The organism is Kribbella sp. NPDC050470, assembly GCF_044458365.1.
In the GTDB taxonomy this organism is placed as follows: Bacteria; Actinomycetota; Actinomycetes; order Propionibacteriales; family Kribbellaceae; genus Kribbella.
This window is the reverse complement of record NZ_JBITHV010000001.1, coordinates 103,454-123,382: the sequence shown is the minus strand read 5'-3', so window position 1 is coordinate 123,382 and position 19,929 is coordinate 103,454. Positions and strand designations below refer to the sequence as shown.

The following is a 19,929-nucleotide window of genomic DNA, read 5'->3' as shown; positions in this document are numbered from 1 at the left end:
GAATGCGTCGCACTACGACCAGCCGTCTCGGCGCTCGATAATTAAGTCCACTGACGATTCGAGCTCTTGATCCGCAACGAGGTGCATATGGCGCCCACTCGGCACACCATCCTGAGCCAACGTCAGCAGATGGCGAGCGAGCGAGACCAGCCCGGCCCGATTGGCCACCAGCCGAACCTCGGCGTCGACCACCTCGACCCCGATCTCGAAGCCATCCTCCCATTCGAAGCGCAGCCCTCGCTGCGGATCAAACTCCGGGACATTCATAACTATCTTCATCCGACCGTCACCATGCATTCACTTGAGATAGACGTGGCGATTCTCTACGACTTTCATCCTGCCTGGCTTGGCTGGATTCGGCCCTAATCTTTCGAGGTTTATGTGCGGACCACCGCCATGCCTGCCAAGGATGTCGCTATCGCCGAGACGGGCAACGCGTGTGCCATCCTTTGACACGAAACGGCCGCTGCCCTTAATAGGCTCAGTGTAGCCAGGGCCCAGCCACCGCTCTGCAGCCCCGAGTGCGTCATCTGTTGAGATCGTCGCACCATCGACTGGGTCACCGTTCGAGTCGTAGTTCGCCCTCGATCTCGCATCCTTCTCACCGTCCTCCGGCGGTTGCGCAGCCGCGCCCGCCCCCGTGCCGCTACCGCTGGAGGAGGATGTGTTGTCGCCTGTTTGGTCCTTCGACAGCGCCCAGGCGAGGCCCAGGAACCCGCCGAGGATTGCAGCGACCGGCGGTGAGATCGAGATTCCTCCGGCACCGGCGGCTGCCCCGGCGCCGCCGGCGCCGCCGCGGCCGAATCCGCCACCCGGGCCTCCACCGCATCGGCAGGGGGGAATGAGGTCTGGCAGTTGAAAGGAGCTGAGCCAGCTGTAACTGCTGGTGGTGCCGATGCTGGCTACGACGGAGCCGGTTTGGTTGAGGGCGTTTTGGTGTTGTTGGTCGGACCAGTTGCTGGTTTCGTCGGTTAGGTCGTCTTGGGCGCCTACGACGGTGGCTGGCTGGATGGGTTCGACGGGGCACAGGGATGGGTTGCCGTTGGTGCAGACCGGGTCGCCTGGTGGGGGCTGGGGGACGGTCTTGGCGTCGCGCTCGATCTCCTCGCGTTCCTCGATGGTCTTTTTCTTGAGTTGGCATTCCGGATCGCAGACCACCGGAGGCTTCGGCTTGCCGCACTTGGTGGTCTTGCAGCCACCACCGCCATCGCCGCCATCGCCGCTGCCGCCATCACCGCCGCAGCCGCCTTTCTTCTTGCACCCGCCACCACCGTCACCGGTGCCGGTGCCGGTGCCGGTGCCGCAGTTCTTCTTGCACCCGTCGTCAGGTTGGCAGGTTCCAAGAGCCTTGCAGTCGCCACCCGAGACCTCGCCGGTGACTTCACAGACCCATACCAGTCCGTCCATCTCCTTCCAGTAGCAGCGCTTCTTGAGCGTGCCGCCGGTCTCCGGGTCGACGGATCGGTGGCCGTCGGGGTCGAAGCGGGTGATGGGGTTGCCGGCGCCGTAGGCGTAGAGGTTGAGGACGGAGGAGGCTGTGCCGGGGGTGTGGCTGATGCTGTCTCGGGAGTTGAAGGTGCCGGAGGTGGGGTTGTACCAGCGGGCGCCTTGGTTGACGTCGCCGGAGCGGGGGTCGGTCCAGTCGCCTTGGTAGCCGACTCGGTACTTGAGGCCGGTGGCGTTGGTGGAGTTGCCGAAGGGGTCGTAGGTGCGGGTGTCGGGCAGGCCTGCCGCGAGGGCGGTGTCGGCGGGGTCGAAGCCGGCGATGACGTCGCCGTGGCGGTCGGACAGGACCAGGCGCTTGGTCGTCTCGTAGCCGACCGACAGGAGCCCGTCGGTCGCCGAGCGGCCCAAGAACTGGGTGCCGTCGGAGACGACCTCGTCGCTGAAGCCGTCGTACCGCATCCGCGCCGTGCCTGCCTGGACGGGACGGTCGAGGGCATCGTAGGTGAAGTCGCGGTCGGCGGTGCGGATCATCCGGTCGAACGCGTCGAAGGTGAACGCCTCCGTCGTCGTCCCGGTGACCTTGGACAGCAACGCGCCGCGCGGCGAGTAGGTGTAGGTCGAGGTGCCGTCGTTCAGGAGCCGGTTGCGTTCGTCGTACGACGCAAGCTTCGTGCCGGCCTTGATCCGGTTGGAGGCGGCGTCCCACCCGTATTCGGTGGTGGTTGATCCCTTCGTCCAGGACGTGAGGCGGCCGAGTTGGTCGTAGGCGTAGGTGTTGTTGCCGGCGCCGGCTACGCCGGTGGTGTTCTTCGAGGTGATGTTGTTGTCGGCGTCGTACCCGTAGGTGATCGACGACACCGACGTCGATCCCGCCTTCAGCACGTCGGAGTTCAACCGCCCGTAGGCGTCATAGCCGAGCGTCCGCACCCGACCAGAGCCGTAGTCGATCGTTGTCAGTTGTCCATCAGGGTTGTATCCCAGGGTTTGCAGTGCCCGAGTTACAGGATCGGTGACGGTGGCCGCGCGGCCCTGGATGTAGGTGAAGTCGGCGGTCCCGGCGGCGTCGATCCGCTGGGTCAGCAGTCCGTCGGCGTCGTAGCCGTGCGTCGACGTACCGGAGGGGCCGTCAGCGCGCAGCAGCATGCCGCGGTCGTTGTAGGTGTAGGTGTTGACGCCGTCCAGAGAACTGGTTGTCGCCACGCGTCCGACGAGGTCATAGGTCAGGTCACGGGTCGCAGTCGAGCCTTCCGCGCCGGTGCCCTCTTCCTTCGCGAGGCGCCCGGCCGCATCGAAGGTGCGGGTCCGCTGGACCCCACCAGGTGACAGCAGCGACACCGGGTTTCCGGCTGCGTCGTAGGACGCGGTCCAGGTCCGGTCGGCCACAGCTGGGTGGGCGGTGGTCGAGGGTTCGATCACCTTCTCCGGCAGCCCGAGCGTGTTGACCGTGTAGACGGTCGAGTTGCCGCGGCCGTCGGTGTAGCGGGTCCGGTTCCCGGCCGCGTCGTACCCGTACCCGATGGTGATGGACTCGGTTGCGTTCACCGGGTCGACCTGCGACTTCATCCGGCCGAGCGCGTCATAGGTGTACGTCGTCGCCCGGTTGCCCGATGCGGGTGTGGACGACGTGAGGTTTCCGTCGGCGTCGTAGCCGAGCACGGTCGTGCCGAGCGCCACGCCGGACGAGTTCAGCAGCTTGGACGCGACCAACTGCCCTGCTCGGTCATAGGTCGCGACGCTGGTACGGCCCATGTTGTCGGTGGTCTGCACCTGCCGGCCGGCGTAGTCGTAGGCGAACTTGGTCAGCACGCCGTTCGGGTCGCTGACTGAGAGCGGCTGACCCAGGATGTCGTGAATGGTGATCGAGCCAGCCCCAGAAGGCGACTGCACCTTCACGAGGTTGTCCATGTCGTCGTACGTCATTCGGGTCACGAAGTTCCCCGCAGTCGGCTTCCGCTCCACCTCGGTGGAGGTGACCATCCGGTCGAGGTCGTCGTAGGTGAACTTCTTCACCGCACCCAGCGGGTCCGTCGTCGACGCGATCTGACCGTTCGGGGTGTAGGTGAGCTTGGTGACCGCACGCTCGTCGTTGGTCTTGCCAGGTACGTCGACCTGGACCTGCCGGTTCAAGTGGTCGTAGGTGAAGCGGCTCGTGTTCCCACGCTCGTCGATCTGCGCGAGCAGGTTGCCGACCGCGTCGTACTCGAAGGTCGACTTCGGCGTGATCGCCGCGCCTCCCGGCGGTGTGTACGACGGCGCCGTCACCTCGACCGCCCGGCCGAGCTTGTCGAACGTCGACTTGACGATGTTGCCCAGGGCATCCTTCGATGACGTCGCCTGACCGAACGCGCCATATCCCGTCAGCACGGTCGGCTGCACATCGGCCGGAGCGTCGCGGCTGGACTCGGCCTGCACCTTGGGAGCGACCGTCTTCACCTTCCGCCCGAGCTCGTCGTTGGTGAAGGTCGTCGTGAAGTCGGCCTTGACCGCGCCGGCCACGTTCCCGCGCGGCGTGGTCATCGACGTCTCCAGGCCGCGTTGGTCGAAGGTCCAGGAGGTTGTCAGCAACGCACCACCTGTGTTCTCGACGGTCTGCGAGATCCGCCGACCGGCCACGTCGTACAGATAGCTGGTGACATCGGTTACCGTGCTCGGAACCGCCTGCCCGGCGCTCGAGCCCGCCCCCGAGCTCTCCTCGCGCGTGATGTTCCCGGCCAAGTCGTGGGTGTACGTCATCCGGCGCTTCATACCGTCCGGATCCGCGGTCTCGGTCGCAACCCGACCCACCTTGTCGAAGGTGTAGTCCGTGACGGAGATGCCGTTGTCGGTGACAGCCCTGATCCGGCTCCCGGCCCCGTCGTAGGTGTTCTCCTCCAGCACGTAGTCGCGCGTGGAGCCGTCCGGGTCGTGGAAGTCCTGGAGGATCTGCTTCTTCAGGCTGTCGTCGAGGTTGTACTCGTAGGTGACGACGCGACCCATCGCGTCCACCTCGGCAGCCTTGCGCCCGGCCTCGTCGTAGGTGGTCTTGGACCGTATGGCGTAGTCGACCCCTTCTCGTGGCTCGCCGGACGGCGGGTTGTCCGGGTCCACAGGGAGGTTCATGTCCCAGACCTCGGTCAACATGTTGAGATCCGAGTACTTGTACTCGAACCGGTTCCCGTTCGCGTCCTCGGACCAGGTCCGGTTGCCGGCCGCGTCGTACCCCTGCTGGGTCAGCTTGCCGTCGGCATCGACCGTGCGGACCGGCCGGTTGCGGTCGTCGTACTCCGTCGTCGCGACCCGTGGCTCGTCCGTCGTCTTCAGGTCCCGCGCGGTCGTCTTGATCACGTTGCCGTCGGCGTCGTACTCGAGCTCGGCCTTCTGCTGGTGCTGCTCGCCGGTGACTGCGTCGGTTGTCACCGGGCCGGTGACGGCGGTGATCCGCGACATCTTGTCGTAGTCGTAGGTCGTGGTGACGCCGCCTGGGTACGTGTCGGAGATCTGCGTCTCGGTCTTCTTCCGCCCGATCTCGTCGTACGTGTACTTGGTCACCAGGCCCGACGGCGCCGTCAGTTGCACCAGTTGGCCGTGCTCGTCGTACAGGTACCGCGTCTGCGCCGTGGTCGTCGCGTTCAGCTTGACCGTCGAGGTCTTCAGCAGCCCTGGCGGCATCGGCTTGCCGTCCGGACCGGTCTGGACGCCGTCGGTGTACGAATAGGTCTTGAGCCCGCCATCGGGGGTGAACTCGCTGGCGACGTCACCATTGACGGTCAGGTTCTGGTTGCGTTTGTAGGTGTCGTCGGTCGCGCTCGACGACCGGCCGTCGCGGAACGCCAGCAGCTTGTCCCAACGGGGATCCAGCGCCGGCCACGCCTCGTTGGCGTGATACGCCGTGTACTCGGTCTTGCAGTCCGTCGGCGGCGCCGTACCGGCACCGGCGACACGACAGGTCTTCGTCGACGAGACGTTGCCGCGGGCGTCGTAGGTCATGGTGACCTTGCCGCCCATCTCGCCGGTGACGTCGGTCAGCTTGCCGGTCTTGTCATAGGTGTAGCTGCGAATGCTGTAGCCGCTCTCCGGCCACTGCGGCGAGGTGTCGGCCGTCCACGGCTTGTGGGTGTCGGTACCCTCCGGCCGTCCGGTCCGCAGCAGCCAACCGGCAACCGCGTCGTACTCGTACATGTACGAGATGCTGTCGGGACCAGTGACCTTGACGAGGCGGCGCTGGTCCGTGCCGGCGTTGCCGATCACCTGGGGGTCGCCGATCGTCCAGTCACCGCCGTTGTCATCCACGTACCGCCGGACCCGGTCCTTGGCCGGGTCGTACTCGACCTCGGCAGTGGCGCGGCCGCCGGCCGACGTGATCGAAGTCAGCTGATCGGCCGGGTTGCGGCCCTGCTGCCAGTGGGTGGCTACGTCTTTGGTGGTGAGCGGATGCGAGTATAGCGCGACCTCATCGATCTGCCCGTTGAAGTACTTCGCCGTCTCAGTGCCGTACGACGGCCACGCACTGGGCGCGGCCGCGACCGCAGCACCGATCTGGTTCACCGGGAACTGGGCGTGGTCGACCACGCTCTGCGTGATCGTGCCGATCGCGACACCGTCCAGGTACAGCGACTGCCGCGTCCCCATCGAAGTGAGTACGACGTGATGCCACTGGTTGTCGTTGACAGTCGCCGCCGACGTCATTGGTTCGACCGACCCATGCCAGAACTGACCACGCAGCTTGCCATCGCTGCCGACGTACAGCACCGGCATCCCACCGGTCGTCGTGGAGCCGAAGGCGGCCTTCTGGTAGCCGAGCAGCGGCTGGCCCGTGGTGCCGCTGGTCTTGAACCAGAGCTCGACTGCTTCGTCGCGGCTGCGGGTCGCGAGACCGTTCGGCAGCCCGACGCGCGACGTGCCGGTGAACTTGACCGACTTGTCCGCGTCACCCGCTCCGGCCAGTGGGCTGTCCTGGTCGAACGTGACCCCGGTGTAGGTTCCGAACCCGTCGTTCAGCGTGATGTCGATTTCGTTGGTCGCCGAGTTGTCGCTGCCGTCGTCGGACAAGCGGAAGTAGCCGTCCGGTCGGCTGTCCAGCACGGCACTGCGGTAGTGCGAGCCCTGCGCCACGGCGTACGTCGTGCACTTCTGCTCGGCGTTGCACGACTTGGTCAACACGTCACCGGTGTATTCGTACGTCCAGGTCAGCGGGCTGCCGTTCACCGGCTGGGTGCTGACCGACGCGACATGCTTGTTGTCGGCCGTCCAGGTAAACGTCAGTTTGCGACCCGCGCCATCCTGGCTCGCCGCCGACTCGAGCGTGCCGTCCGCCCGGTAGGTCAGCGCGAGCGGCTTGCCCAGTGTGCTGTGGATCTTGCTCAGCTTGCCGGCCCCTAGGGCGAACTCGTACTTCGTCCCCGGCACGATCTGCAACGTCCACGGCCCGGTCCCCGAAGCCGCAGTCAGCACCGCCTTGGAACCGCGCGGCGAGGCGAACGTGCCGTCGGCGTTCTTCCCGAACCGCACCTGCCGGCCGTCCGGATAGGTGACCAGCGCGCTGCCGTCGTTCTCGATAACCAGCCGCATGTCGTAGCGGCTCGACCACCCCGCACCGAACAATCCGTCGCGCCGCGGGTCGAGGCTGTTGTACGTGCGCGACACGTTCAGCTCCGGGCCGGCGACAGGCACGACGATGTCCAGCGCGGACGTGGTGAAGTTGCCGACCGCTGGGTCGTACGGCTTGTCCTGCGACTTCCCGTCGTTGTTCGCGATGTGCGAGGTGATCGCCGGCTGCGGAACATCGGTGAACATCGTGATCGGCGCCCCGATCGTGTGCTCACCGTCGTTGTCCTGGACGTAGATCTCCCACTGGTACTCACGGTTCCAGGCCAGCTTCCCGGCCGGCACCACCCACGTCTTCGACGACGTGTAGGTGCCACTGAAGAAGCAGCCCACATGAGGATCGCTCCCGACCACCTCGCACACCCGGAACGCGTACTTGAGCGAGCTCTCCGGTGCATCGGGGTCGATCCCGCTCGCCCACACCTGCGGGGTCAGCGTGTACGTCTGGGCACCGTTCAGCGGCCACACCTTCGACGGGTCCACCACCGGAGCCACGTTCTGCACCGTGATCAACCGCGCCGCCGGTTCGACGCCCCAGTCGGTGTACCAGCGATGGATCGTCGTGTCGCGATGCACCATCGAGAATTCGATCTGGTAATCGATCCCCGCAGCAGTCCCGGGAAGTGCCCCGACCGCGACATCCAGGTTGATCTCGCCGCCGTGCGGCACAGACGTCGTGACCGGTGTCGTCATCGCCGGGGTGTTCACCAACTGACCGTTCTTGAACACCCGGTAGCTCATGTAGTCGTCACCCGGCTGCCAGGTGAACCCACCGAGATTCGTGATCGTCATCGGGAACTTGCCGGCCTTGTCCTGAGTGACGTAGTCCGCCGGGTTCTGCTTCCTGAACGCGTACGACGCGTGGTACGGCGAGTGCGTCACCGCCAGCCTCGGCGGGTTCGCCGTGTTGATCCCAGCGAACTTCTTCCACGACAACCGGTCCGTCCGCTGGTTCGCGGACATCGCGAACCCGAAGTTCGACCGCTTACCGTCCACCAGGCTCTGCAGCCACGACACACCCGCCCCGTTGAAAGGAATCGCGTCGTACCTCGGCGCACACGCCGTAGTACCCGTCGAGCCCGACACGTAGCCACGCGAGAAGCTCTTCGCCGCGACAACCGACGGCGTCACCTGCGGACCCGGGTACTTCACGTCCGCCAACGGCTTGTTCTGCCAGCCCTCCATCACGCCGTACACATCCACACCGCGCGACGAACAGGTGTCTGCCTGGTAGTTGTACACCTCCAACTGCGCCGCAGTGATCGTGTCGTACCGGAACGCGTCGACCAGATTCGGGAAGTACATCAGAGACGTGAACGCGTTCCAGCCCGACGTCGACGAACAGTTCAGATTCGACCCCGACGGACGGCAGCCGATCTGCAGATCAGACGCGCCGCTTACCGCACCGTTCACACCCGCACTGACGGCATAGTTCGGCGTCAACCGATCCGTCGGAATCACTGTCGGGTCGATCCGCACCGGGAACACTCGCGCCGGGTCGTCGAGCCAGGCACTGTCCGCAGTCACCTTCAACGCCTGACGGCCATCCACCGTCACCAGCTCGTACGTCACCGCATCCGAGGTCACCCGACCGGTCTCGGTGTTGGAGTCCTCCATCGTGCCGGCCGGAATCCGGGCCCGCTCGACGCCCTTCTGGTCGCTCAGGACCACCTCACGGCCGACCAGCGACGCCGTCAGGTTCGACAGACTCAGCGGGAAGACGTACGACCGCCCCGCCGCGGCGGAGTTGAGGACGACGGTCTCCTTGATTCCGCCGGGCAGTGCCTCCAGCTCCAGGTCGGCATTCGCCGCGAACCCGGGAAACAACACCTTGTTGCCCGACATCTGGCTGGCCACGCCCGTCGCGCCGGAAACACTCCACCCGATGTCGTGGCCGTCACCCAACTCGATCCGCGCCACCGGATCCGCATCCGCCTGTGGCGCGATCCAGGAGTAGATCTCCGTCGAGATCGTCTCCCAACCACCACCGTCACGCGGCTGCAGATCCGCATTGATCTCCGCCCACGACCCGTCCGGCTTCTGGAAGTTCAACGGCGCCGGCGACATGAACGTCGTCTCGGTGTTGTCAGCGTTCACGAACGTCTGCGAGAACCTATCGCGCTTCGCCGGCTCCTCCCGGCTCGACTGCTCGTCGAAGCCCGTCACCGGACGCGTCGACGGCAAAGCCTCCACCGATCGCGGCGTCGGCTGCTCCGACGCGGCATCCACCGGCTTCGCCGCCTCGATCGGGAACATCTGTCGCAACGACGGAGGCCGCACAGCAGTCGACCGCGGCGGGACCACCGCCGGCACCTTCCCGGAACCCAACCGCTGCGCCGGAGCCGACTTCTCACCCTTCCCCGACATCACCGCCTGCGGCACCGGCGGCTCGGACGCCGCCGCCGACTGCACCGGCGCCGCAGGCCCGAACCCAGCCAACGGAACAGCCAGCGCAACACCGATCGCCACCAACTTCGCCACCAGAGACCGGCGACGACGAGCACGAGAAGACAGCCTGGACATGGGCATGCGAAAGATCCCCCTGGGCGTGGATGACCTGAAACAGAACCCTGGGGTCCCCCGACCCCACCAGCGCGGACCCGCACCCTAACACCCGCCGACTACACACCGCCACCAACTTGCAACAACCTGCAAATCCCCGGAAACCTGTAACGCTCGCAATGGAGCCGATTCAGTCGTCCCGCCGCTCGAGGATCAAGTCGACTGCCGAGTCGAGCTCCTGGGGAAGCCGTTGTCCCAGGCGGATTGCTGGCCGCGTTGGGGGTCGTACGGCGTGATGTTCATCGGGTGATCTTTCAGGTGAGGTCGGTGAAGTTGGAGGTGGCCAGGTTGTTCAGGGCTGCAGTGATGGCGGTGCGGGTCACGTGGGGGACGACGAGGACGTTGGGGAGGGCGGCGTACGGCGAAGTGGTCAGCTCGGAGGTGATGTCCTGGGCGAGGCGGGTTGGGTCGTAGATCGTCAGGGTCCATTGGCGTGTGCCGCTGCGGACGACGACGTTCGGCAGCCAGCCCTTTGCCTCGATCTCGTACGCGAGGTCGTCGAGATCAACCGGGTACTCGACCTCGTAGGTCACTCAGCGCTCCTTTGGTGGAAGGTGGTGTGCGTCCGTTGGGTTGTGTTCACCGGGGGCGTTCCACGTGCCGACGAAGAAGTATTCGACTTGGCGGTCGTTGTGGGGGTCGGCGAGGCCTACGGATTCGGTCATCGAGACGAGGTTGTGGATGCAGCGCGTGAAGGTGTGGAGGCTGCGGTGGAGCACGCGGTCGAAGCCTTCGATGACGATCGCGACGGGTGGCTCGTGGGGTTCGTGCTGCAGGTCCCACAGCCGGTCGTTGAAGGCTGCCCAGCTGCCCGCGCCAAGGGCGTCGAAGCCGAGCTGGGACGTTTTCCACGTCGATCCACAGCGTGTCGTCAGGGTCCATCCTTCTTCTCCAGGCGGGTTGGGAGGCCGAAGCGGCGGAAGTCGGTGATTTCGAAGGCGGTGATCTCGGCGATCAGGTCGCCCTCGACCCGGAAGACGTCGACAGCGAAGGGGCGAAATCGAGAGGCGCCTGGGGGCTGGAGATAGGCGGCCAGAGCCGGTTGGAGGTTGAGGGTAGTAGGGAGGAAGCGCCAGGTGCCTCGGTAGGCCGCGCCGGTGGGGGTGAGGTTGGCGGCTAGGGAGTTGAGGGCGTCGGCGCCTTCGAACCAGAAAGGGTACGGCGGCATGGTGATGCGGATGTCTTCGTGCATCAGGGCGGCCAGGGCCGAAGGATCGGCCGCGTCCCAGGCGGCCATGTACTTGCGGAGAAGCTGCTGCTCGACCGCGGTAGACGAAGAAGCCGACCACGAGGAGCGGTGTGGCGGAAGGTGGTCGCGGAGAACGGGCCGGGCGCGTTGAAGCGCGGAGTTGACGGCAGCGACGGTCAAAGAGACGGCGTCGGCGGTTTCGCGGGCGGACCAGCCGAGGACGTCGCGGAAGATCAGGACGGCCCGTTGACGCGGTGGAAGGTGCTGGATCGCGACCAGGAAAGCGAGCTCGATGGTCTCCCGTCGTACGGCGAGTGCGTCCGGCTCGGCAGCACGGTCCAAGACGACGTCGGGGAAGGGCTGGAGCCACGGCAGGTCGTTGCGGGCGGGTAGCGCGGTGGCGGGGAAGGAGGCGGGTTCCAGCTGGTACGGGAGGACTCGTTGCGGGCGCCGTACGTCGTCGATGCAGAGGTTGGTCGCGATGCGGTAGAGCCAAGTGCGTAAGGACGAGCGGCCTTCGAAACTCTCCCGGGCCCTCCAGGCACGGAGGAAGGTCTCCTGGACCACCTCCTCGGCGTCGTCGTACGAACCGAGGAGCCGGTAGCAGTGCACCAGCAGCTCAGGCCGGTACTGCTCGAGGTTCAACTGCCGTCCTCCAGTTCGATGGTCGAGGGCATGGGGGCGTGGCCGGCCAGGTGCAGCCAGCTGACGAGCCGGCGCCGGCGGAGGTCCCGCGTCGACACCACGATGTCGTTGTGGAACCGGCGCGCCAACTGGACCCGCCGCATCGCCAGGCTCAACTCCCCCGCCCACGGCTCGACATCGGTGCCGGTGGCATTGATCGCGCGGGTGAGTGCGGACTCCCGCTGCTCGCGGTCGTCGGGCGAGGCGGTCCGAGCCCGGTGAGCCGCGTCCAGCAGTAACAGTGACGAAGCAGGGTCGAGGATCCCGGCGCCGGCCAGTTCGGCGACCAACGCTGCGCGGCGGGCCAACTCGGTCTCCAGGACGGCCCGCGAGCTTTCGACGCGATGGTGCAGCCGATCCAGCCGCCCGGCGGTCCAGCTCGCGTAGGCGCCGAGCAGCAGCAACACCGCGGCGACCACCACCAGCACCCAGGAGAGTTCCACGGGCCCATTCGATCACCCCTTACGGAGCGCTGACGGTCGGGCCGAATCCGGTAGCCGCACCGGCGCGCGGCACTAGCGTCGAAACCATGCCTGATATCGGAGTGATCGGTGGTTCCGGCTTCTACGAGTTCCTGTCCGAGGCGCACGACGTCGCGGTCGACACCCCGTTCGGCCCGCCGAGCGAGCCGCCGGTGGTCGGCGACCTGAACGGGCGCGAGGTCGCGTTCATCCCGCGCCACGGCCGCGACCACCGGTTCCCGCCGCACCGGGTCAACTACCGCGCCAACCTGTGGGCGCTGCGTCAGCTCGGCGTCCGCCAGGTGCTCGGCCCGTGCGCCGTCGGCTCGCTGCGACCCGAGCTCGTGCCAGGCACGTTCGTCGTACCCGACCAGTACGTCGACCGCACCTGGGGCCGGCCTCATACCGTGTACGACGAGGCGCCCGTCGTGCACACGTCCGCCGCCGATCCCTACTGCCCGACCGGCCGATCCACGGTGATTGCCAACGGCAACGTCGTACCGGAGGGCACGATGGTGGTGATCAACGGGCCGCGGTTCTCCACCCGCGCGGAATCGCAGTGGCACGCGTCCCAGGGCTGGTCCGTCGTCGGCATGACCGGCGCCCCGGAGGCGTCGATCGCCCGCGAGCTCGCGCTGTGCTACACCTCGATCGCCGTCGTCACCGACCACGACGCCGGAGTCGCGACCGGCGAGGGGGTGACGCAGGCCGAGGTGTTCGCCCAGTTCACCCGCAGCATCGAGCGACTCCGCCAGCTCATCACAGACGTGATCGGCCAGCTCCCGAAAGGCGACGCCGACTGCAGCTGCCACCACGCGCTGGACGGGACGGCCGCCGAGTGAGGGTCCTGCTGACCGGCGGCGCCGGTTTCATCGGCCGCCACGTCCACCACCAAATCGTTGCCGAGGGCCACGAGGTCATCGTCCTGGACTCGTTCCGCCCCGACGTGCACGCGCACACCCCTCCCCCGCGCCCCGGCCTGATCGTCGGCGACGTGCGTGACGCGGACACCGTGGCCCGCGCACTCGAGAACGGCATCGACACCGTCATCCACCTGGCCGCGAAGGTCGGGCTCGGCGTCGACCTCGACGACCTGGACGACTACGTCTCCAGTAACAGCCTCGGTACGGCGGTCCTCCTCAAACAACTCGCCCACGCCAGGATCGGCAACCTCGTCTACGCCAGCTCGATGGTCGTGTACGGCGAGGGCCGCTACGACTGTGAACGCCACGGCCCGGTCGCCCCCGGACCACGCCGGCCCGAGGACCTGGACGCCGGCCACTTCGAGCCAGCCTGCCCGAGCTGTGGCGCTGCACTGCAACCCGGCCTCGTCGAGGAGGACGCCGTACTCGATCCTCGCAACGCCTACGCGGCCAGCAAGCTGAACGGCGAACACCTCGCCGCGTCCTGGGCCCGCGAGACCGGGAGCCGAGTCAGCTCACTGCGTTTCCATAACGTCTACGGCCCCGGGATGCCGCGCAACACGCCGTACGCCGGTGTCGCCGCCATCTTCCGCTCGGCGCTGGAACGCGGCGAATCCCCGACGGTCTACGAGGATGGCAGACAGCGCCGCGACTTCGTCCACGTCCACGACATCGCCACCGCGGTCACCGCCACCGCGGCGGCACTCCCCCAGCAGCCGCCGGTCACGGCGTACAACGTCGGCAGCGGAACCGTCCACACCATCGGCGACCTGGCCGCGGAACTCGCCCGTGCTTACAAGGGCCCGAGTCCCATCGCCACCGGCCAGTACCGCCTGGGCGACGTTCGGCATATCACCGCGTCCTCGGACCGGCTCCGCAACGACCTCGGCTGGAAGCCAACGCACACGCTCGCGACCGGCCTGGCCGAGCTGCTCAGGGATTAGCCGGCAGCTCGATCTGGAACGCGCAACCGCCTTCGACGTTGCTGACCGCGATGGTGCCGTCGTGCGACTCCACGACCCCGCGGGCAATCGCGAGACCGAGACCCCCGCCGCCGTCGGCCGGGGTGCGCTGGGCGTCACCGCGCCAGCCGATGTCGAAGACCCGGCCCAGGTCGTCAGCCGGGATGCCGCCACAGCCGTCGCTGACGGCGAGCCGCACCCGCCCGTCCGGCTCGCGGCCGACCGCCAAGGTGACGGCTTCCTCGGGCTTGGTGTGGCGGATCGCGTTGTCGACCAGGTTGGTCACGGCGCGGGTCAGCTCGTCGGGATCGCCCTGGACGGCAAGCCGATCGTCGTCCGAAGGCGTCGACACCACGAGCCGGACGCCCGTGGCCCGGGCCCGCTCACCGCTCTCACCGGCGACGTCCTCCGCCAGTTCCCGCAGCGAGACTGCCGATCGCCGCCGGGGCGGTGGCGCCGTCGACAACCGGGAGAGCTCGAACAGGTCGTCCACGAGCCCGGTCATCCGGTCGACCGTCGACCGCATCTGCCGCAGTGCTCCGGGTACGTCGTCGATCACGCCGTCCTCGAGTCCTTCGGACACCGCCCGCAGCCCGGCCAGCGGCGTCCGCAGGTCGTGGGACATGAACGCGACCAGCTCCCGCCGGCTCGCCTCGAGCGCCCGTTCCCGCTCGTTCGAGGCCGCGAGCTTGCGACGCGTCAGCTCCAGCTCGTCCGTCAACGCCGCCAGCTCGGCCGGCACCGTGGTTTTCGAAGCAGCGGCCGGCTCGTACGACGTACCGAGATGACGGAGCCGTAGTCCGACGTCACGCGACCCGGTGCTGACCCAGTGGCCGAGCAGGACCGACATCGCCAGCCCGAGCAGCGCAGCGAAGGCCAGCGTCCACAGCACCACCCACGAGTCGTGCTCGGAGATGAACATGGCCCGCACACTCTGCACGACCGCGGCCAGCGCGGCCGCCATCGGCGCCAGCGCCGCGACGATCATCGTCGTCCGCAGCGAGCGGCTGCGGAACTGCCACAGGATCGCGGCGCCGACTGCCGCGACCACGAGCGTCCACAGCGTGGTGAGCGCCAGGATCGTGAGCATGTCCCTGTTCATGCCGAATCACCCATGAAGCGGTAGCCGGTCCGCGGCACGGTGAGCACCAGCTTCGGATCGGACGGGTCGGACTCGATCTTCTCCCGCAGTCGCCGTACGTGCACCGTCACCGTCGACGAGTCGCCGAAGTCCCAGCCCCAGACCCGCCGGAGCAGCTCGGCCTTGGTGTAGGCCTTGCCCGGATGCGACACCAGGTACGTCAGCAGGTCGAACTCCCGATGCGTCAACGACAGCTCGGCGCCGTCCAGGTAGGCGATCCGGGCCGCGGTGTCGATGGTCACCGGCCCGGCCGAGATCTTCGTCGGCGTCAGGTCGAGCCCGGCCAACCGCTCCTCCCGCCGCAGCATCGCCTGCACCCGCAGGGTCAGCTCGCGCGGGCTGAACGGCTTGACCACGTAGTCGTCGGCGCCGACCTCCAGCCCGACCAGCCGGTCCTCCTCCTCGCCGCGGGCGGACAGCATGATCACCGCGGCGCCGTCGTCGGCCGCGCGCATCCGGCGCAGCACCTCCAGCCCGGACAGTCCGGGCAGCATCACGTCCAGCACGACGACCGACGGCTTCCACTGCTGCCATGCCTCGACTGCCGCGACACCGTCGGCCACCACGCGGGCGTCGTACCCGGCCTTGGTCAGGTACGCCGAGACGACGTTGGACACGGTCGGGTCGTCGTCCACCACGAGCACACGAGTAGCCACGGTTAGAGCGTAGATCTTCACCCCGTCACAACTCGCGGCCCGCACCGCACCGCGTCGCGCCGTAAGCGATCCGTAGCCGTGCCCGGCGCTCCGCGGGGGCCGATCGTCCCTACGGTCGAAGAGTGCCGATCGATCTGATTCTGCCCTGCCTGAACGAGGCGGGCGCGTTGCCGTGGATCCTTGACAGGTTGCCCGCCGGATTCCGCGCCGTTGTCGTCGACAACGGATCCACCGACGGCTCGCCCGAGATCGCCAGGCGGTCCGGTGCGACGGTCGTGACCTGCGAGGTTCGCGGGTACGGCGCCGCCTGCCACGCCGGCCTGGAAGCCGCAGAGTCCGACATCGTCGCGTTCATGGACGCCGACGCGTCGCTGGATCCGCAACAGCTCACCCGAGTCACGGCACCCGTGCAGTCCGGCCGGATCGACCTCATGCTCGGCCGTCGGCGCCCGGTGTCCCGAGGCGCGTGGCCGTGGCACCTCCGCCTGGCCAACGCCGAGTTGTCCCGCCGGATCAGGCGCCGTACCGGGGTCCGGCTGAGCGACCTCGGCCCGATGCGCGCGGCGCGCCGGGTCGACCTGCTCGCGCTGGACCTGAACGACCGCCGGTCCGGGTACCCGCTGGAGACCGTCGTCCGCGCGGCCGACGCGGGCTGGCGGATCGCGGAGGCGGACGTCGACTACCTGCCACGGTCCGGCCGCTCCAAGGTCACCGGTACGCCGGTCGGCGCCGCCCGGGCGGTCCTGGACATGTCGAAGGTGCTGTCCGGATGATCGCCGGGACCCTCATCGTGATCGCCAAGGAGCCGGTGCCGGGGCGGGTGAAGACCCGGCTCCAGACCGAGTTCACCCCGGGCGAGGCCGCCGCGCTCGCCCGTGCCTCGCTGTCCGACACGCTCAACGCGGTCCGCGCCGCCCCGGCCTGCCGTCGCGTGCTCGCACTCGACGGCAGTCCGGGCCCGTGGTTGCCGGACGGCTTCGACGTCGTCGCGCAACGCGGCTCCGGCCTGGACGAGCGGCTCGCAGCCGCCTTCGAGGACGCCTTCGACGGAACGCCGATGCTCCTCGTCGGGATGGACACACCGCAGCTCACCGACGAGCACCTCAGCTTCGACTGGCAGGGGTACGACGCCGTCCTCGGACCGACTGAGGACGGCGGGTACTGGTGCCTCGGGCTGCGACTCCCGGATCGCCGCGCGCTGATCGGCGTACCGATGTCGACCGAGCACACCGGGCGGGACCAGTTGCGCCGGCTGCGCACACTCGGCCTGCGGGTCCTGCTGCTGCCGACGCTGCGCGACCTGGACACTCCGCGGGACGCCGCGCTGATCACGGCCGCCCACCGGTCGTTGCGTGTCTCCCGCCTGTACCGGCGGCTGCTGCACACGGCCCATCCGGGGATGCTGTTCGACCAGGCACTCGGCGGCACGGCTAATGTCGTTGCCATCGGCACCGACGGGCTGACCGTACCGTCGTTGTCCGAGCTGGAGCGCTGGAGCTCACCCGCCGACGAGGTGGACAAACTGGCCCTCAGCCGCTGCGAAGGCCCGGTCCTCGACATCGGCTGCGGCCCCGGCCGGATCGTCACCGCACTGGCCGAGCGCGGCGTCCCGGCGCTCGGCGTCGACATCTCGCCGCGCGCGGTCTCGCTCACCACCTCACGCGGTGCGCTCGCGCTCCGGCGGCCGGTGCACGAGCGACTGCCCGCCGAGGGTCGCTGGGGCAGCGTCTTGCTGATGGACGGGAACATCGGCATCGGCGGTGATCCGGCCGCCCTGCTCCGCCGGTGCCGCGAACTGGTCCGGCCCGGCGGCCTGGTCTTGGTCGAGGTCGACCCGGACGACGATCTCGACGACACCGCGCCGATCGTGCTCCGCAGCTCGACCGGCCGCCGGTCCACGCCGTTGCCCTGGGCCAGAGTCGGCAGCCGCGCCCTGCTCCGCCACGCCCTGGCCGCCGACCTCTACCCCACCGAGGACTGGCGAACCACGAACCGCGCTTTCCTCACCCTCCGGGCCTCCTGATGCCGACCTCCCCACCCCACCCACCCCGTCCTCCGGCAGCCCGACTCAGTGGTCGGTTGCGTGATCACTGGCGGGTTGTAGCACGCCAGCGGCGACAAAAGCCGTCAGCGCCCCGGCACGTGGTCGGTGGGGTCGCCGCCGTCGCGGTCAGCGTGGCAGTGATCGCGGCCACCGCGTGGCAGTGGTGGCCGAACGTGGTGCTTGCGGGCGGCAGTCTGCTGGTGGTGGTTGTGGTCTGGCGGTTTGGCAAGGGGCTCAGCGTGCTCGGCGTGGTGGCGGTTGCGGCACTCTGCCAGCTGCCGGGGCTCACGCAGCCGCCGATCACCAGCACGGACGCCTACCGCTATGTCTGGGACGGGCGGGTCCAGCTGTCCGGAAGTTCGCCGTACTCGCACGTGCCGCTGGACGACTCGTTGGCGAGGTTGCGCGATCCGGTGCTGTTCCCGGGACTGTCGCCCGAGCAGAAGTCAGGTGTCACCGGCCCGCCGCGGCTCTCCGGCGCCGTGACCGCCGACGACCCCCGGACGCGGATCAACCGGCCACAGGTGCCAACCATCTATCCGCCGGTCGCCCAGGCCTATTTCACCGCCGTCGCCTTCGTCACGCCGTGGTCTGCCGGGACCCTCGGTCTCCAGATCGCCGCTGCCTTGCTCGCGATTGCACTCACCTGGCTACTCGCAGTACAGGGCCGCGATCCACGCTGGGCTGCGTTGTGGGGTTGGTCACCGATCATCGCACTCGAAGCCGGGAACGCGGCGCATGTCGACGTACTCGCGGCCTTCCTGATCGTCGCTGCCGTCGTGGCCACCGTCCGCCGCCCGAGGCTGGCCGGAATCCTGCTCGGCGCGGCCGCGAGTGTGAAGCTCCTGCCACTCCTCCTGCTGCCCGCGTTCACGAGACGGCAGGCGATCGTTGCCGCTGGCACCTTCATCGGCTCGTACCTCCCGCACGTGGCCGCCGCCGGCGCGCTGGTGCTCGGTTTCCTGCCCGGCTACCTGACCCAGGAGGGCTTCTCCGACGGCAGCTCGAGATCGGCGATTCTCGCGCTCCTGCTGCCTCCTGGGCCTCGTCTGCTGGTCGCCGGCCTGCTCGTGGTCGCCCTCGCCGTCCTCGCGCTCCGGCGGCAGCCGATCGCACTCACCTGCTGCTGGCTGTACGGCGCCGCGCTGCTGATCGCGACCCCCACCTACCCCTGGTACGGCCTGCCCCTGATCGCGCTCGCAGCACTCGCCCGCCGGCCCGAGTGGCTCGCCGTACCACTCGCGTCGTACCTGGCCTACGCGAGCTTCGGGCACGACACCCGGCAGGGTCTGAGCTACCTCGGCGCGGCTGTCATCGTTGTCACAGTGCTCACGATCCGTCACCGGGTGACTGCGGGAAAGCAGTTTGACGCGTTGACCGGTGCCCGCCAACACTGAACGGCGTGACGAAACGCATCGCCCTCGCAACCTCGGCCGAGCATCCCGAGTTGCACGAACACGACCTGCCGCTCCTCGACGCCCTCCGCGCCGCCGGGCTCGACCCGGTCGCCGAGGTCTGGACCGACCCGTCGGTCGACTGGTCGTCGTACGACGCCGTCCTGCTGCGGTCGGTGTGGGACTACCACCTGAGGTACGACGAGTTCACCGAGTGGCTCGCTGTCGTCGACAAGGCCGGTGTGCCGATGCTGAACGACACCGGTCTGGTCCGGTGGAGCGGCGACAAGCGCTACCTGCTCGAACTGCGGGAGCGCGGGGTCGCGATCGTCCCGTCCCAGATCGCCGCTGGCGACTGCCTGCGCGAGGTGGTGGCCGGGCTCGCCGGCCAGGAGGTCGTCATCAAGCCGACGGTCGGCGCCGGCGCCTCGCACACGATCCGCGGCCTCGCCGGATCGGCCGAGCTGGACCAGGCGCTTGCGGACCTCCCGGACACCGTCTACCTGGTCCAGCCGTTCCAGCCGGAGGTCCAGACCGACGGCGAGTGGTCGCTCGTCTTCATCGACGGCGAGTTCAGCCACGCCGTCGTCCAGCGCCCGGTGGCTGGTGACTACCGGGTGCAGCTGATGTACGGCGGGACCGCGACCACCGCCGAGCCGTCGGCCGCCGTACTCGAGAGCGCCCAGGCAGTCTTGGCCGCAGCGGGCCGACCGCTCTACGCCCGGGTCGACGGACTGGTCGTCAACGGCCGGTTCCTGCTGATGGAGCTCGAACTCATCGAGCCGTACCTGTTCTTCCCGCAGGCCCCCGAAGCAGTCAGCAAACTGGCCACCGCAGTCACCAACCACCTCTAGCTCGCAGCCCCCGGCGGTCTCCGCACTCGG

The 19,929-nt window shown here is 68.2% G+C and carries 13 protein-coding genes; 6 read left to right on the top strand and 7 right to left on the bottom strand.

Features of this window, described 5'->3' with window-relative positions:
* Window positions 1-12 precede the first annotated feature (12 nt).
* From ACIBGM_RS00525 to ACIBGM_RS00505, 5 genes are all read right to left on the bottom strand, one after another.
* Entirely contained in the window at window positions 13-267 is a 255-nt protein-coding gene (locus ACIBGM_RS00525; protein ID WP_360530177.1) for a hypothetical protein, read from the bottom strand.
* Between the two features lie 30 nt (window positions 268-297).
* Window positions 298-9,510, bottom strand: a complete 9,213-nt coding sequence (locus ACIBGM_RS00520; protein WP_396384006.1) for a LamG-like jellyroll fold domain-containing protein — start codon at window positions 9,508-9,510, stop codon at window positions 298-300.
* Window positions 9,511-9,845: 335 nt separating this feature from the next.
* Window positions 9,846-10,124, bottom strand: coding sequence for a hypothetical protein (locus ACIBGM_RS00515; RefSeq protein WP_360530169.1), 279 nt, complete (start codon window positions 10,122-10,124; stop codon window positions 9,846-9,848).
* A gap of 338 nt (window positions 10,125-10,462) precedes the next feature.
* Window positions 10,463-11,425, bottom strand: a complete 963-nt coding sequence (locus tag ACIBGM_RS00510) for an RNA polymerase subunit sigma-70 (protein ID WP_396384005.1) — start codon at window positions 11,423-11,425, stop codon at window positions 10,463-10,465.
* On the bottom strand, window positions 11,422-11,907 hold the full coding sequence (locus tag ACIBGM_RS00505) for a hypothetical protein (protein WP_360530164.1): 486 nt from the start codon (window positions 11,905-11,907) through the stop codon (window positions 11,422-11,424). Before ACIBGM_RS00505 ends, ACIBGM_RS00510 begins: the two co-directional genes overlap by 4 nt.
* An 86-nt stretch (window positions 11,908-11,993) precedes the next feature.
* Here ACIBGM_RS00505 and ACIBGM_RS00500 point away from each other — a divergent pair, with 86 nt between their 5' ends.
* A complete protein-coding gene (locus ACIBGM_RS00500; protein WP_396384004.1) occupies window positions 11,994-12,767 on the top strand; it encodes an S-methyl-5'-thioadenosine phosphorylase in 774 nt (257 codons plus the stop codon).
* Window positions 12,764-13,792, top strand: coding sequence for an NAD-dependent epimerase/dehydratase family protein (locus tag ACIBGM_RS00495; RefSeq protein ID WP_396384003.1), 1,029 nt, complete (start codon window positions 12,764-12,766; stop codon window positions 13,790-13,792). Before ACIBGM_RS00500 ends, ACIBGM_RS00495 begins: the two co-directional genes overlap by 4 nt.
* On the opposite strand, the gene ACIBGM_RS00490 is transcribed toward ACIBGM_RS00495, so the two are convergent.
* Together ACIBGM_RS00490 and ACIBGM_RS00485 are read right to left on the bottom strand one after the other, a co-directional pair.
* Window positions 13,782-14,912 (bottom strand): sensor histidine kinase, encoded by a 1,131-nt coding sequence (locus tag ACIBGM_RS00490; RefSeq protein ID WP_396384002.1) that lies wholly within the window; start codon window positions 14,910-14,912, stop codon window positions 13,782-13,784. The genes ACIBGM_RS00495 and ACIBGM_RS00490 overlap by 11 nt on opposite strands.
* Window positions 14,909-15,607, bottom strand: coding sequence for a response regulator transcription factor (locus ACIBGM_RS00485; protein WP_396384001.1), 699 nt, complete (start codon window positions 15,605-15,607; stop codon window positions 14,909-14,911). Before ACIBGM_RS00485 ends, ACIBGM_RS00490 begins: the two co-directional genes overlap by 4 nt.
* Before the next feature lie 122 nt (window positions 15,608-15,729).
* Here ACIBGM_RS00485 and ACIBGM_RS00480 point away from each other — a divergent pair, with 122 nt between their 5' ends.
* The 4 genes from ACIBGM_RS00480 to ACIBGM_RS00465 all read left to right on the top strand — a co-directional run bounded on the left by ACIBGM_RS00480 (window position 15,730) and on the right by ACIBGM_RS00465 (window position 19,899).
* On the top strand, window positions 15,730-16,380 hold the full coding sequence (locus ACIBGM_RS00480; protein WP_396384000.1) for a glycosyltransferase family 2 protein: 651 nt from the start codon (window positions 15,730-15,732) through the stop codon (window positions 16,378-16,380).
* Entirely contained in the window at window positions 16,377-17,630 is a 1,254-nt protein-coding gene (locus ACIBGM_RS00475; protein WP_396383999.1) for a DUF2064 domain-containing protein, read from the top strand. The genes ACIBGM_RS00480 and ACIBGM_RS00475 overlap by 4 nt, the downstream gene beginning before the upstream one ends.
* Before the next feature lie 119 nt (window positions 17,631-17,749).
* Window positions 17,750-19,048, top strand: a complete 1,299-nt coding sequence (locus ACIBGM_RS00470) for a glycosyltransferase 87 family protein (RefSeq protein WP_396383998.1) — start codon at window positions 17,750-17,752, stop codon at window positions 19,046-19,048.
* Window positions 19,049-19,053: 5 nt separating this feature from the next.
* The gene (locus ACIBGM_RS00465; protein ID WP_396383997.1) at window positions 19,054-19,899 is read left to right on the top strand and encodes a RimK family alpha-L-glutamate ligase; all 846 of its coding nucleotides are present in this window, start codon (window positions 19,054-19,056) and stop codon (window positions 19,897-19,899) included.
* Window positions 19,900-19,929: the final 30 nt, after the last annotated feature.

Coding starts and splice junctions, on each gene's coding strand:
- ACIBGM_RS00525 (WP_360530177.1), bottom strand. CDS start 267: ATGAATGTCCCGGAGTTTGATCCGCAGCGAGGGCTGCGCTTCGAATGG.
- ACIBGM_RS00475 (WP_396383999.1), top strand. CDS start 16,377: ATGATCGCCGGGACCCTCATCGTGATCGCCAAGGAGCCGGTGCCGGGG.
- ACIBGM_RS00490 (WP_396384002.1), bottom strand. CDS start 14,912: ATGAACAGGGACATGCTCACGATCCTGGCGCTCACCACGCTGTGGACG.
- ACIBGM_RS00500 (WP_396384004.1), top strand. CDS start 11,994: ATGCCTGATATCGGAGTGATCGGTGGTTCCGGCTTCTACGAGTTCCTG.